The following is a 13,547-nucleotide window of genomic DNA, read 5'->3' on the forward strand; positions in this document are numbered from 1 at the left end:
TCTCCTTAAGCCGCCAGCTTGGCGGGATTGCGCAAGGCCAGGAGCTCGCGCGTCGATTCCTGCGCCTGCTGATGCAACGTCTTGCGGTCGGAAGTCGGGTCCATCGGGCGGTGTGCCACGTCCAATTCGACCAAGACGGCGGGCATGTTGTTGGTGAACGCCGGAAGCTGGGTCTGCCAGTGCTTTCCCTTCAGCGCGTCCGGGATGGCGTTCCATACCGCCACGCCCTTCTCGTCCGCCTCGGTGATGGCCGCGGCCAGCTTCTCAGCCAGCGACTGCACGCGGGCCAGTGCGTCGTCACGGGCCGCCAGCGCGGTCTCGCAGGCGTCCCACTGCTGGGTCAGGAAAGAGCGCTCCTCGGCTTGCCTGGCGGCGCGTAGGCGCCCCTCGACGGACTCCCGGACGGCATAGGCGCGTTCCTGGGCACGACGCTTAGCCTCCAGTTCCGCACCGAGTTGTTTCCGGGCTTCTCCATCGCCGGTCTGGGCCAGCCGGTCGCCGAAGCTGGCCAGCGCCTCGTTGACGTCGGCCGTGGCTTGGTCGTACTCGGCCTGTGCCGCCGCCAGAGCGCTCTCGGCCTCCTCGACGGTAGGCGGGGTCTTGCGGAAGAGTTTTGCAAAGCTATTCATCTGTACTTCTCCTGTTCTTGGTTGTTGTTTGCAGGCAGTTGCTCATGAGGTGTTCCATCACTTCCCATTCGTCCCACGTCATCCCACCAACCCATCGGGACGCCGGGATGGCTGCCGTCCCACGTCCCACCACCCCTTAAGGGGTGGGACGCTGGGACGCCCCGGTTTTTCTGGTCAGAATCCACGGCTTTCTTCCTCGTAGCGCTGGGATGCCTGAGAGGTCTCCCGGGCTCGCTTGGCGAGCCGACCGGCCGCTGAGCGTGAAATGCCGAGGTCCGCGGCGATTTGGTTGGTCGTCAATCCTTCGCCGACCAAGAGGCGCACCTGATCCAGGCGAATGTCACCGGCGGACCGGCAGGACCACGAAAGATGTCCGTGTCCGTTCGTTATTAGCTCTGCCTGTAGAGGGTCCAGGTCATTGCCGTGCAGGCCTCGAGCCTTGCTCCATTCCCAAGTGAAGCAGGCGCCGTTCTGAGCGTCTTCTGGTCGTGTCAATACGATGCTGGTGTCCAGCAGGTCTTCTCGTTTGCTAGTGCCTCGCTGCTGCCCGTTCTTTCCAGCATGGTGGACAAACATCACGGACCGCCCTTCTCGGCGCATGCGCAGCGCCCATGTAGCCACTACGGTCCAGGATTCGGCCTCGTTCTCAACGCCCGTGCGAACTAAAGCCGAGAGATTGTCCACGAAGATGAGATCAGCCTTGTCTGTCCAAGGCGTGATATCAGCTTGCCCTTTCAAATCACCTAGGTCGGGGAGCGCGCATTCCTGAATGTCAGGCGTGATAAGGCTGAAATTGTCATGATTGAACTGCGGAAACATGGGCAGAAGTGTTCGGATACGCCCTTGCAGTTGGGTGGCTGGCATTTCGCCATCGATGTAGAGCACCCTTGCCGGTTCTTTGGCACGCCAGCGAAGGAACTGACCTCCACTGGCCACGGCCAAGGCAATAGAGAGGGAGGCCCAAGTCTTACCGACGCCTCGGTATGCCGTGAGCATGTTGATAGAGCTACTCAACAACCAAGGGGCTAGCAACTCACGTCTGGGCGGGAAGTCGACGCCCATGAACACGTCCAAGGGCAAACAGAGAATTGGCGTGCTCGGCTCGATGGGCTCATCGAATCCCGGAACATGCAAGATGGCGTCACGCGCGGCCATAGATCTCCCGACACGCATCACTCAGACGCAGTTGAGCCACTCGCAGACGAGCCCTCTCTTTCTCGCCAAAGGCCACACCAGCGCCTAGCTGGCGCGCGGCCTGCAGCACGATGTAGGCCTCTTCCTCCAGGACCTTCAATGCCGCCTTTGTGGTCCTTGGCTTACCTACGTTTCCGGTTTGTCCATCAAGGACACGCATCCGCGCGCGCAACTCGGACTGGGAGTAGCGGGCCGGCCTCATGGCTGCTGCTCCGGAGCGACAGCAAGATCCATCGCCTCCAAGCGCGCAGCTGCCAAGTGAAGACGCGTAACCTCATCGCTAGTAAGCGGCCGCCCTTGCAAGACGGCACCATTCACAGCAATCAGGAAATCAGCAATCTTCGTGAGCTCGCCCAAGCTCTGATAAAGAACCTCCAGGAGATGGTTTACCTCTTGGAGCTGTCCTGACGAAATTGCGGAATCACTCATCTCCCACCCGCCTTGCCGAAGGCCTCGGCGAGCGCGGCAGCCATTGCCGTGGGGCCCTGAGAGGTGATGTGGCGTTGCTGCAGGTTGAACCAGCGGACAGCCCCTGGTCGACACCGGACAATCGCCTGCACCTCTTGTGATTCGCCAGGCGCCGCGCTAGCCTGTTGAGACGGACCTTGCTCGACAGCAGTCCTCAGAGAGCCGCGGTTGCCCCCGCGGCTTTCGCTTTTCTGGGCGAACCTCTCCGGACCGGTAAGGGCTTGGGCATCGTAGGCGGGCCTCATGCGGCCACCCGGGGCGCACCCTCATCCAGAATCTTCTGGATGTCCTGTCGCCGCCAGCGGCTGGCGGTGCCGAACTTGGTCGGGGCCGGGTACAGGCCGTCTTTGATGCCGGCGTAAAAGGCCGTCTTACCGATAGGTAGTACGGCCAGGACCTCTTTCGCGCGGAGCCATTCCTCGCGCAGCGGAAGGTTTGAGATTTGCATCGACGCACCCTCAATTGCTCGGGTGCGCCGGGATTGGCCTCACCCATCTAGCGAACCGGGCGGACGCTAGATGGGTCAATCTTCCGGGGGTGCGGTGGGGGAGCGCACGGGAGTAAAAATCCCTGCTATGTGAGCTTAGCCATGAAGTAGCCTTCCTTCCTGGCTTTGTCCCATATGCCTTTCACCATTCCTGCAGAGAACGGCCCCAGGCCGTGGCTGTTTATGTGAGTAGCCGCTGCATGAAAAATTGGTGCGATCTCGTCATCCGAACCGCGACTATCTGCGCTAACGCCAAGGCCATAGAAGTGGCGCACGAGCATGCAAACCCGAAAGCGGGTCGAATCCCCATGAATTTTAGGCCTGCCACGACGACGTGAACCTTCCTGGATATCGGAAAGAAGTCGCTCGGCCTCCTTCCACACTTCGTCGCCATAATCGCCCGCACCTTGCAACAAGACTCGCAATTCGTCCTTGAGACCGGAAATTGAGAGGTCCCCACTAACTACGAGGCTCACACTCCCCAGCAGATAGTGCAGCGCCACGTTGGCCTCATGCTGCTGGCGCGCGCGTGGCTCGTCTGGAGTCTCTTTCGAGGACTCCATATCCTGACGCGAAATCCCTAGGGAAAGGCGCTCGACTTTCAATCAATGCTCTCTGGCAGACCTTCGACGAACTCACGCCGCTGCTGGTCGGTCCACCCCAGAATCTGTGCCGCGCGGAGCTCACCTGAAAGCAACATCTGGGCGGATGTCAGCAACTTGCGCTGCTGAGACCGGGTTAGCCCTTGCGCGGCAGCTAGGAGTTCGTGCTCTTTGCTCCCGGGAAAAACGAGCTCACCATTGGGGGGAAGAACATAGACGCAATTTTCCATAATTCCGTTCCTCGTGCGGTTGCTGCGATTGTTCGACCAAACGGCTGCTTCTGCGCCATTGGCCGCGTGAAGGTTTCCCAGGATGTCGCCTTGGGTATAGCCGGACTGCTGTACGATTTCGCTTGCCATGATCGTCACCTCAATTGACGGTTGTGGAAGGCGCGCCGAGTGCCTCAATCACTCGGCGTGCCACTTCTTTCCCGAGATTCGGGAAACGTTGTCGCCGGTGAAGACCCCCAAGCGCGGCATCTTGGCTACAGCCTGGGCTACCTCATTCGGCAAATACTGTGCGTAGTGCTTACGCGTAATGCGGCTATCGCTGTGCCCGAGCGCCCGGGCCACCATCTCAATGTCCTTGGTCGCCACCAGCAGCAGCTTCCCGTAGGTCGCGCGCGTGGTCTTGAAGCTCACGCCTTCCAGCTTGGCGGCCTCAACCGCGGCGGCCATGGGCTTGGTGACGTCATCCCGACTCCATCCCCGGCCGTCCGCCCGGGTGAAGATGGCGTCTGTCGGCGCCTTCCCGGCCGTCACCCGGTCAAAGAACGCCGCGCCCTCAGGCGTCAGGGGCTGAAGAAGCGTCTTGCCCGTCTTGGACTGGTACAGGCGTACCGTGCCGTGGTCCGGGCTGTAGTCGCGCACCTGGAGCGCGACCAACTCTCCCCGGCGCCCGCCAGTCATCAGTGCGCCGGTCAGCAGGTCGCGCAGGTCGACGGGCGCGGCGTTCAACAGGCGGGTGATTTCGTCGCGTTCCAGCATCCGTGGGGGCGGGTCTTCGCCCAACTCGAAAGGTGCCACCTTGGCCCACCAAGTCGGCAAATCAGACGGTAGCCGGTCATTGGTCCAGGCGTAATTGAGCGCTGCCTTCACGATGGTCAGGATGCGATTGGCCGTGGCCTTGCGCCGGCGGACCTGCTCCGGGTCGGCCGGGTCAAAGGGCTGGACCTTGCCGCGGATGGTCGGCGCCTTCATTGCCAGCCCCTTGTGCCACTTCCGCAGCGCCGGCGCATCCAGGCTCATGATCAGCTTCGCCCCAATCTCGCTCCCATGCCGCGCCCAGGACTGACGCGAGACCGTCTCCGAACCCTTGCCGGCCAGGTGCTCGTCAAAGTACGCCGTGACCACCGCGTCCAGCGTGAGCCCGTCGCGGTAGTGCCGCGGCCTGGGCGCTCGCTCCTGGACCTGCAGGGTGGTGGCCAGGGGCACCGCCTGCGCGTAACTGAGGACCACCTGGCCGTCTGCGGCGGCATGGTCGTCCGGGGTACCGATGCGCTGATGCCTGTACCCATCACCCTCGCGCTGGCGGACTATCCAGGCCGCCTCCCGCTTGCCCCGGTAGTAGCCCAGAAAGGTCCCCGGCACGATTTGGCGCCAATAAGGCTCCTTCCGCGGCTGCAGGCGCAGTCGCGCCTCGCGGGTCTCCAAACGATGGTCTCGGGGATTCCTTGCCACGGTAGCGACGCCCTCAATTCCGGAGTTTTCCGGAATATACCGGGGCGAACTCCTCAGGACGCCACCGTACACCTGCGGACGCAAAAGTCAACAACAGCAAGGCATACGGCCGGATAGTCGCGAACTGGAGCGGATACCCGAGGAGTCAAATTACCACCCTTTCACGGTGGCGACCGGGGTTCGAATCCCCGTGGGGACGCCAATTTGATTGAAGCAAACAGGGCTCGGGAAACCGGGCCCTGTTTGTTTTTGCCTCCAGCAGCCGTAGGGATTTTCCCACGGCTCTTCACGGTATTTTCCTACTGAAAAGAATCGCAGCCGCATGCTGTGCTGAGGCGGCTCCGGATCAGGCTGCCTGGAGCAAGGTTCGACTATCCCCAGCCTGACTCACCCGTTGTCCGGAGTTTTCACCGAAACGCTCAGGAGTCCAACGCTCATGTGGAAACCATTGCTCGCCGTCCTGCTGCTGGCTGCCAGTCCTCTGGCGCAGGCAGACATGTTGATCAACACCACCACGACGATTCTCGGCCCGGGGCCGATGCCTTGTTCGCGCGTCGTCGTTACCACCTACACCTATCAGACGGATAACGGACAGACTTATACCCAAAGCGTCCGCAGCTACACGCGCGACATCTGGTCGCCCCAATGCGTCCCGCAGCCATTGCCCTGAGCAACCTGCCCGATCATCCCGGTGAACGCCGGGATGATCGGCCTCATCGTCACGCTGCGTCGAGCGCCGCCGTCTCCACGGCCTTCAGTGTCGCCACGCCGTGTCCCTGCTCGGCCAGGTATTCCAGCCATTTGCCGAGGAAGGTATTCATCCGCATGCGATGGCTGATCACTTCCGCCGGCGGCGGATACAAGCCAATCACGTCCTGCCAGCGACGGCCCACGTAGCAGTGCGTGGCCTCGGCCTGGTGCGCGTCGCGATACAGGCGCACGAAGGCGGATGGATCCGGTTCGCCGGTCAGCGGATCGCGCAGGTCGTAGGTGAGCCGCAGTTCGACCGTGTAGCGGTGGGTCTCGATCACTTCCAGGCGTACGTCCAGGCCGTCGCCGACCGAGGAAATGTAGGTGCCGGCACCCAGGTGATCCGGTGCGAACAGGCGCATCAACCGCGCATGGTTTTCCGCATACAGCGCCATCAGCCAGCCGAAGCGGCTGAGCTTGGGAATGCGGGCCTGGCGGTCGGTGGCGGGAGGTTGCATGGGTCCGATGCTACACGCTGGCCGGCGCCGGCGGCAGCATTGACGGCACCGTCCGGGAAGCCTAAGTTAAGGTTTCCCGTCACGGGATTTCCTGGCCGCTTCCGGCCCCCTCCCTGCCTCAGAACATCTCGCGCTGCAGTCCCAGCGTGGACAGCACCTTGCTGGAGATTTCCTCGATCGACTTGTTGGTCGTGCTGAGGGTGGGAATGCGCTCGACCTGGAACATCGCCTCCGCCGCGGCGACTTCGCGCTTGCAGGTTTCCATCTGCGCGTAGCGGGAATTGGGGCGTCGTTCCTGCCGGATCTGGTGCAGGCGATCCGGATCGATGGTCAGGCCGAACAGTTTGCGGCGGTACTGACGCAGCCGTGGCGGCAACCGATCCGTTTCCAGGTCCTGGTCGGTCAGCGGATAGTTGGCCGCGCGCACGCCGTAATGCAGCGCCAGGTAGACGCAGGTCGGCGTCTTGCCCGCGCGCGAGACCGCGACCAGGATGACGTCCGCCTCCTCGTATTCCAGCGCGATGCCGTCGTCGTGGGTGAGCGCGAAGTTCATCGCGTTGATGCGGCGGTGATAGGTCTCGAAATCCACCAGGCCGTGCGCTTGGCCGACCCGCGACTGCCTGGGGGTGCCCAATTCGCGTTCCAGCGGCTCGATGAACGGCGCGAACACGTCCAGCATCAGCGCCCCGCTCTCGGCCAGCAGCACGCTCAGCGCCGGGTCCACGCAGGAATTGACCACGATCGGCCGGCTGCCCAGGGCCACCCCGGCGCGGCGGATGCGGTCGGCCGCGTCCCGCGCCTTTTCCTCGTCATCCACGAAGGAAATGCGGTCGGTCTGGAAGCGGAACCCGCTGAACTGGGTCAGCAGGCTGTGGCCGATGGTTTCGGCGGTGATGCCGGTACCGTCGGAAACATAGAAAACCGGCCTGGTCACCAGGCCGCCCTGGTCCGGATTCACCACGAAACCCCCTTCAGATCAAGCTTGTCTGCAATTGGTATTGCATAGCATCATATCGCCTCTTTCCCCACGGACACGGCCCGGCCGGTGGTCTCGGCGCGGCGCACGGTCAGCTTTGGAGCTTAACGCTTGAACGAGAACATCCTCTGGCTGCATGCGTTGCGCCTGTCCGATCTTGCCCGCGTCGGCGGCAAGAACTCCTCGCTTGGTGAAATGATCGGCCACCTGGCCGGCCTGGGCGTCTCCGTCCCCGGCGGTTACGCGACCACCGCCGAGGCGTTCAAGGCGTTCATCGCCCACAACGACCTGTCCAAGCGGATCTTCGACAAGCTCGCCACCCTGGACGTCGAGGACGTGCCGGCGCTGACCGCCGCCGGTCGCGAAATCCGCGGCTGGGTCATCGACGCCCCGCTCCAGCCGGACCTGGACCAGGACATCCGTACCGCCTACGCGCAGCTGTGCGCGGAAAACGGCGGCGGAGAAGTCGCGGTGGCGGTGCGTTCCTCGGCCACCGCCGAGGATCTGCCCGATGCTAGCTTCGCCGGCCAGCAGGAAACCTTCCTCAACGTCACCGGTGCCGATGACGTGGTCCACAAGGTGAAGGAAGTCTTCGCCTCGCTGTACAACGACCGCGCCATCGCCTACCGCGTGCACCACGGCTTCAAGCACGAGGACGTGTTCCTGTCGGCGGGCGTGCAGCTGATGGTGCGCTCGGACGTGGGTTCTTCCGGCGTGCTGTTCACCCTGGACACCGAATCCGGTTTCCGCGACGTGGTGTTCGTCACCGCCAGCTATGGCCTGGGCGAGAACGTCGTGCAGGGCGCGGTGAATCCCGACGAGTTCTACGTCTACAAGCCCACGCTCGCGCAGGGCAAGCCGGCGATCCTGCGCCGCGCCCTGGGCAGCAAGCAGATTCGGATGGTGTATTCGGACAAGCCGGGCGAGCGCGTGCGCAACGAGGACACGCCCACGGAACTGCGCGGCAGGTTCTCTATCAGCGATGCCGACGTGCAGGAGCTGTCCAAGCAGGCCCTGGTCATCGAGCAGCATTACGGCCGCCCGATGGACATCGAGTGGGCAAAGGACGGCGTCAGCGGCAAGTTGTTCATCGTCCAGGCGCGTCCGGAAACCGTGAAGTCGCGCGCCAAGGCGACCCAGATCGAGCGCTATGCGCTGGAGAAGCGCGGCGCAGTGATCGCCGAAGGCCGCGCCATCGGCCAGAAGATCGGCAGCGGCGTGGCCCGCGTGGTGCGTTCGCTGGACGACATGAACCGCGTGCAGCCCGGTGACGTGCTGGTCGCCGACATGACCGACCCGGATTGGGAACCGGTGATGAAGCGTGCCTCGGCCATCGTCACCAACCGCGGCGGCCGCACCTGCCACGCGGCGATCATCGCCCGCGAACTCGGCGTGCCGGCGGTGGTCGGCACCGGCAACGCGCTGGACAGCATCGCCGACGGCGTCGAAGTGACGGTCAGTTGCGCCGAAGGCGACACCGGTTTCATCTATGACGGCGCCCTGTCCTTCGAGCGCACCACGACCGACTTGGACAACATGCCGCCGGCGCCGCTGAAGATCATGATGAACGTGGCCAACCCGGAGCGCGCGTTCGACTTCGGCCAGTTGCCCAACGCCGGCATCGGCCTGGCCCGCCTGGAAATGATCATCGCCAGCCACATCGGCGTGCATCCGCTGGCCCTGCTGGAATACGACCGCCAGGACCTGGATACCCGCCGCAAGATCGACGCCAAGATGGCCGGCTACGCCGATCCCGTCAGCTTCTACGTCGACCGCCTGGCCGAGGGTATCGCCACCATCACCGCCTCGGTCGCGCCCAACCCGGTCATCGTGCGCCTGTCGGACTTCAAGTCCAACGAGTACGCCAACCTGATCGGCGGCACCCGCTACGAACCGCACGAAGAGAACCCGATGATCGGCTTCCGCGGCGCCAGCCGCTATGTCGATCCCTCGTTCGAACCCGCCTTCGCGCTGGAATGCCGCGCGGTGCGCAAGGTCCGCGACGACATGGGCCTGGACAACCTGTGGGTGATGATTCCGTTCGTGCGCACCCTGGAAGAAGGCCGCAAGGTGGTCGAGGTGCTGGCCCGCCATGGCCTGAAGCAGGGCGAGAACGGACTCAAGATCATCATGATGTGCGAGGTTCCCTCGAATGCCCTGCTGGCCGACGAGTTCCTGGACATCTTCGACGGCTTCTCGATTGGCTCCAACGACCTGACCCAGCTGACCCTGGGCCTGGATCGCGACTCCAGCATCGTCGCCAACCTGTTCGACGAGCGGAATCCGGCGGTCAAGAAACTGCTGTCGATGGCCATCCAGACCGCGCGCGCCAAGGGCAAGTACGTCGGCATCTGCGGCCAGGGTCCCTCCGACCACCCGGATCTGGCCGAATGGCTGATGCAGGAAGGCATCGAGTCGGTGTCGCTGAATCCGGACACCGTGGTCGATACCTGGCTGCGTCTGGCAAAGCGAAAAGCGTCATAATCCGGGCCGCATGGCCCTGATCACCCTTCCGACCAAGACACCCGCCGCGGCGTCCACGCCCTCCGCCCCCCGCGCGTTCGACTGGAGTTCGATCGACTGGGGGGCGGTGCTCGCCAACTGGGCCATCGCCGCCGCCATCGTGCTGGTGGGCTACTGGCTGTCCAAATGGATCAGCCGGATCGTGTACCGCGCCCTGACCCGGGGTGGCGTCGAAGCCACCCTCGCCGGCTTCCTGCGCAATGTCTGCTACGCAGTGATGATGGTGGTGGTGCTGATCGCCGCGCTGCAGAAGATCGGCGTGCCGACCACCTCGGTGCTGGCGGTGGTCGGCGCCGCCGGCCTGGCCGTGGGCCTGGCGCTCAAGGATTCGCTGTCCAACATCGCCTCGGGGGTGATGCTGATCGTGTTGCGCCCGTTCCGCGATGGCGACCACGTGCAGGCCGCCGGCCTGGAGGGCGTGATCGAGGAAGTGCGCATCTTCCAGACCCGCTTGCGCACCTTCGACAACCGCCTGATCGTGCTGCCCAACAGCATGATCACCACCGCGCCGATCATCAATTTCACCGCCAAGCCGCGTCGCCGCATCGATATCCTGGTCGGTGTGGGCTACGACGATGACCTGAAGCAGGCCAAGGACATCCTGCTGGCGTTGGCCCACGCCAATCCGCTGGTGCTGGCCGATCCCGCGCCGGCGGTCATGGTCAGCAAGCTGAGCGAAAGCAGCGTGGATCTGACCCTGCAGGCATGGGTGAAGACCAAGGATTTCGGCGACGCCCGCAGCCAGCTGACCGAAGCCGTGCGCACCGACATCATCGGCCACGGCCTCAACATCCCGTATCCGCAGCGCGACCTGCACGTCTACCACCACAACGCCGACGGCACCCCGCTGACCCAGCTCATCACCCGCGCCGTCGCCGACGATGGTGACGTGGCGCCGCCGCCGGCGACGCCCGCGCCCTGATCCTGCCCACGATCCTGTAGGAGCGACGTCAGTCGCCATTGCCTACCTGGCGAGGATCGGTCGGTCGCTGAAAATCTGTCGGATCGCGACTGACGTCGCTCCCGCATGGAAAAAGACGGGTGGTCGCCGCCTCAGCCCGCCAGTTCAGCCAGATGCCTGCGGTAGTGGCGCAGTTCCTCGATCGAGTCGCGCACGTCGCTGAGCGCGGTGTGCGCGGCCTGCTTGCGCACGCCTTCCAGTACCGGCGGGGCCCAGCGCCGGGCCAGTTCCTTCAGGGTGCTGACGTCGAGATTCCGGTAGTGGAAATACTTCTCCAGCCGGGGCATCAGGCGGTGCAGGAAGCGCCGGTCCTGGCAGATGGAATTGCCGCACATCGGCGAGGCGTTGGCCGGCACCCACTCGATCAGGAAGGCCACGGTCATGGCCTCGGCCTGCCCCAGCGTCACCTGGCTGTCCAGGACGCGCTGCCACAGCCCGGACTTGCGGTGCTGGTTGCGATTCCAGTCGTCCATGCCTTCCAGCGCCTCCAGTGGATGGGCGATGGCCAGTTCCGGCCCCTCGGCCAGCACGTTCAACTGCGAATCGGTGACCACCGTGGCGATCTCCAGGATGGAGTCCTGGCCCGTATCCAACCCGGTCATTTCCAGGTCGATCCAGATGAGTCGGTCGTTGTTCGCGTTGCTGGCTGCCATGCACCTGTCCGTCGGAAGGATGAAACCGGAAATCTCCGGCGCGTTGCGGGATATCCGCGTGATGTCATCATAACGCAGACGCCCACCACGACCGGCCCATGAACAATTTCGCGCACTACGCCGTCCTGACCGCGATGCTGGCCCCCGCGTTCTTCCTGACCGCGACGGCCTCCCTGCTGCTGTCGGCCAACAACCGCCTGGCCCGCATCATCGACCGTGCCCGGACCCTGCTGCGCGAGCTGGTCGACATCGAGGACGCGCACGAGCGCCAGCTCTACGAAATGCGCATCCGCCTGCAGCGCCGCCGCAGCCTGATCATCCTGCGCGCCGGCCAGCTGCTGTACGCGGCCATCAGCTGTTTCGTCGGCACCAGCCTGGCGGTGGCGGTGGACACCTTCGTCGACCACCGGCTCGGCAGCCTGCCCACCTGGCTGGCCGCGGTGGGGGTCCTGGCGATGCTCGCCGCCAGCCTGTTGCTGGCGCGTGAATCCACCCTGGCGGTGACCGCCATCAACGAGGAAATGGACCACCGCCACGCCCGGCGCCGCCCGGCCGGTTCGTAACGGCCCGCCGCAGTCGGGACCATCGACAGGATGCGGGGCGGAAGGTGCTCTGCTTGCGGATACACCGCCATCTCCCGCAAGCCGGCGGTCGTGGAGCGGACTCCGCTCTACAGCAGCGGGCGCCCGCGCTTGGCGCGGAAGTAATTGGTCAGGCGGCGGCCCGCCTCGTCCCCCAGCACGCCGCCCTGCACTTCGACCCGATGGTTGTGACGCGGATCGGCGAGCAAATCGAACACGCTGCCGCAGGCGCCGGTCTTCGGATCGGAAGCGCCATAGACCACCCGCGCGACCCGCGCGTGCACCAGCGCCATCGCGCACATCGCGCATGGCTCGAGGGTGACGTACAGCGTGGTTCCGATCAGCCGATGATTGCCCCGTGCCTTCCCGGCATGCCGCATCGCGACGATTTCCGCGTGCGCGCTGGGATCATGTTCGGCCAGGTTGCGGTTCCAGCCTTCGCCCAGCAACTCGCCGTCGGCGCCAACCAGCACCGCGCCCACCGGGATTTCGTCCTCCTCGCGCTCCGCCCGCTCGGCCAGTGCGAGCGCGTGCTGCATCCAGCGGATGTCGTCTTCGGGCGTTGTCATGGCGGGCGGGAACAGCGACTGAAAGGAGCGTCATCGTGGGCGATGGCACGCACCAGCGTCAACGCGGGCGGACGATCACCTATCCCCGTGTATAGCACGGGAACACCAACAGTCATGGCACGGATGCCAAGGCAGGCTGTTTTCGCGATCCCGCGCTACCGATAATTTCTCCGCCACTTGCGGCATCCCATCGTCATCGGCATCCACGGCCGATCATCGCAGCTTCCAGAACCCAGGACACGGACATGGACCCTGAGCCACGCCCTCGTCAATCGCCTTGCCTCCCCATCTCCGCATCCATCCATCGCGCCCCATCCTCCGCCTGAACCCTGACAGGCCACGGCGGGCGCGTTCCCCGGGGTCATGTCATGGACTATGCACGTTTCCACGCCGCACTGCGCGCGGCGATTTTCTTCCAGCGCACCTGCCGCCTGCGGCGCCTGCTCATCGCGCATGGCGTTGATGCCTTTGCCGGCTCCTTGGGCGAATGCCCGCCGCAACTCATCGCCGAAACCCTGGCACGGCTGCCCGTCGGATCCAGCCATCAGGTCAATCTCGCCCTGCCGCTCGCCGCGCGCAGGCGGCTGCGCCGACGCCCCGCTTCTCCATCGTCGTCGACCCCGGCCTCGACCGCGCAGGACGGCACAACGGTCCTAGGCACGGGAGAGGCGACATGAAGACCCTTGTCCCCGACGCCTTCGGCCTGCCCCCCTCATCTGCGGGGGGATACCGGCAGATACGGGTCAGCCTCAGCATCCAGCCCCATCTGCAGCCGATCATGGACCGCTGGTTGGGCTCGACGAGCCATCGACGCTGCCTGCGCCTGCATGCCTGCCGTCGGCGCCGCACGCAGGTGCCCTGGGTGCTCTACCTCGATGTCCCCGCCCATCGTCATGGCGAACTGCTCCATTGGCTGCGTCGTCTGCGACGTCGCCCCGGCGTTTGCCGGCTGTGCTGGGAATCGGTTCCCGTGTAGGCGATCAGCCGCCTTTCCCCCTCTTTCCTCCGAGAATCCCC

The 13,547-nt window shown here is 64.5% G+C and carries 17 protein-coding genes and 1 tRNA gene; 7 read left to right on the forward strand and 11 right to left on the reverse strand.

Annotated elements, in window-relative coordinates; genetic code table 11:
- Nucleotides 1–5: 5 nt before the first annotated feature.
- From AC3DE2_RS17015 to AC3DE2_RS17045, 7 genes are all read right to left on the reverse strand, one after another.
- The gene (locus tag AC3DE2_RS17015) at nt 6–629 is read right to left on the reverse strand and encodes a hypothetical protein (protein ID WP_488427157.1); all 624 of its coding nucleotides are present in this window, start codon (nt 627–629) and stop codon (nt 6–8) included.
- 174 nt (nt 630–803) lie between these two features.
- Nucleotides 804–1,784 carry an AAA family ATPase gene (locus AC3DE2_RS17020; RefSeq protein WP_488427158.1) on the reverse strand — a complete coding sequence of 327 codons (981 nt, stop codon included), beginning with the start codon at nt 1,782–1,784 and terminating at the stop codon, nt 804–806.
- 237 nt (nt 1,785–2,021) lie between these two features.
- Nucleotides 2,022–2,252, reverse strand: coding sequence for a hypothetical protein (locus AC3DE2_RS17025; protein WP_488427159.1), 231 nt, complete (start codon nt 2,250–2,252; stop codon nt 2,022–2,024).
- 280 nt (nt 2,253–2,532) lie between these two features.
- On the reverse strand, nt 2,533–2,739 hold the full coding sequence (locus AC3DE2_RS17030; RefSeq protein WP_488427160.1) for a helix-turn-helix transcriptional regulator: 207 nt from the start codon (nt 2,737–2,739) through the stop codon (nt 2,533–2,535).
- A gap of 125 nt (nt 2,740–2,864) precedes the next feature.
- Nucleotides 2,865–3,383 (reverse strand): hypothetical protein, encoded by a 519-nt coding sequence (locus AC3DE2_RS17035; protein ID WP_488427161.1) that lies wholly within the window; start codon nt 3,381–3,383, stop codon nt 2,865–2,867.
- Nucleotides 3,380–3,739: a hypothetical protein gene (locus AC3DE2_RS17040; protein WP_488427162.1), complete on the reverse strand. Its 360-nt coding sequence runs from the start codon at nt 3,737–3,739 to the stop codon at nt 3,380–3,382. The genes AC3DE2_RS17035 and AC3DE2_RS17040 overlap by 4 nt, the downstream gene beginning before the upstream one ends.
- A gap of 48 nt (nt 3,740–3,787) precedes the next feature.
- Nucleotides 3,788–5,032: a tyrosine-type recombinase/integrase gene (locus tag AC3DE2_RS17045; RefSeq protein ID WP_488427163.1), complete on the reverse strand. Its 1,245-nt coding sequence runs from the start codon at nt 5,030–5,032 to the stop codon at nt 3,788–3,790.
- Nucleotides 5,033–5,192: 160 nt separating this feature from the next.
- Here AC3DE2_RS17045 and AC3DE2_RS17050 point away from each other — a divergent pair.
- Both AC3DE2_RS17050 and AC3DE2_RS17055 read left to right on the forward strand, forming a co-directional pair.
- Nucleotides 5,193–5,261, forward strand: a tRNA-OTHER gene (locus AC3DE2_RS17050).
- Nucleotides 5,262–5,495: 234 nt separating this feature from the next.
- Nucleotides 5,496–5,729, forward strand: a complete 234-nt coding sequence (locus AC3DE2_RS17055) for a hypothetical protein (protein WP_295378118.1) — start codon at nt 5,496–5,498, stop codon at nt 5,727–5,729.
- 49 nt (nt 5,730–5,778) lie between these two features.
- Here AC3DE2_RS17055 and AC3DE2_RS17060 read toward each other — a convergent pair whose 3' ends face one another.
- Nucleotides 5,779–6,267 (reverse strand): DUF1249 domain-containing protein, encoded by a 489-nt coding sequence (locus AC3DE2_RS17060; protein ID WP_488427164.1) that lies wholly within the window; start codon nt 6,265–6,267, stop codon nt 5,779–5,781.
- A gap of 118 nt (nt 6,268–6,385) precedes the next feature.
- Nucleotides 6,386–7,204: a posphoenolpyruvate synthetase regulatory kinase/phosphorylase PpsR gene (gene ppsR / locus AC3DE2_RS17065; protein ID WP_295378127.1), complete on the reverse strand. Its 819-nt coding sequence runs from the start codon at nt 7,202–7,204 to the stop codon at nt 6,386–6,388.
- A gap of 150 nt (nt 7,205–7,354) precedes the next feature.
- Between ppsR and ppsA the strand changes: the two genes are divergently transcribed.
- Both ppsA and AC3DE2_RS17075 read left to right on the forward strand, forming a co-directional pair.
- Entirely contained in the window at nt 7,355–9,727 is a 2,373-nt protein-coding gene (gene ppsA / locus AC3DE2_RS17070) for a phosphoenolpyruvate synthase (protein ID WP_488427165.1), read from the forward strand.
- A gap of 10 nt (nt 9,728–9,737) precedes the next feature.
- Nucleotides 9,738–10,688 carry a mechanosensitive ion channel family protein gene (locus AC3DE2_RS17075; RefSeq protein WP_488427166.1) on the forward strand — a complete coding sequence of 317 codons (951 nt, stop codon included), beginning with the start codon at nt 9,738–9,740 and terminating at the stop codon, nt 10,686–10,688.
- A gap of 131 nt (nt 10,689–10,819) precedes the next feature.
- Here the strand turns inward: AC3DE2_RS17075 and orn are convergent, their stop codons facing one another.
- Entirely contained in the window at nt 10,820–11,380 is a 561-nt protein-coding gene (gene orn, locus AC3DE2_RS17080; protein WP_488427167.1) for an oligoribonuclease, read from the reverse strand.
- Nucleotides 11,381–11,478: 98 nt separating this feature from the next.
- Here orn and AC3DE2_RS17085 point away from each other — a divergent pair, with 98 nt between their 5' ends.
- A complete protein-coding gene (locus AC3DE2_RS17085; RefSeq protein ID WP_295375690.1) occupies nt 11,479–11,943 on the forward strand; it encodes a DUF2721 domain-containing protein in 465 nt (154 codons plus the stop codon).
- Between the two features lie 107 nt (nt 11,944–12,050).
- Here AC3DE2_RS17085 and tadA read toward each other — a convergent pair whose 3' ends face one another.
- A complete protein-coding gene (gene tadA / locus AC3DE2_RS17090) occupies nt 12,051–12,530 on the reverse strand; it encodes a tRNA adenosine(34) deaminase TadA (RefSeq protein WP_488427168.1) in 480 nt (159 codons plus the stop codon).
- 368 nt (nt 12,531–12,898) lie between these two features.
- Between tadA and AC3DE2_RS17095 the strand changes: the two genes are divergently transcribed.
- Nucleotides 12,899–13,207, forward strand: a complete 309-nt coding sequence (locus tag AC3DE2_RS17095; protein ID WP_488427169.1) for a hypothetical protein — start codon at nt 12,899–12,901, stop codon at nt 13,205–13,207.
- Complete coding sequence (locus AC3DE2_RS17100) at nt 13,204–13,506, forward strand: hypothetical protein (RefSeq protein WP_488427170.1); 303 nt, start codon at nt 13,204–13,206, stop codon at nt 13,504–13,506. Before AC3DE2_RS17095 ends, AC3DE2_RS17100 begins: the two co-directional genes overlap by 4 nt.
- Nucleotides 13,507–13,547: the final 41 nt, after the last annotated feature.

The organism is Pseudoxanthomonas sp. 68-E7 (assembly GCF_057773145.1).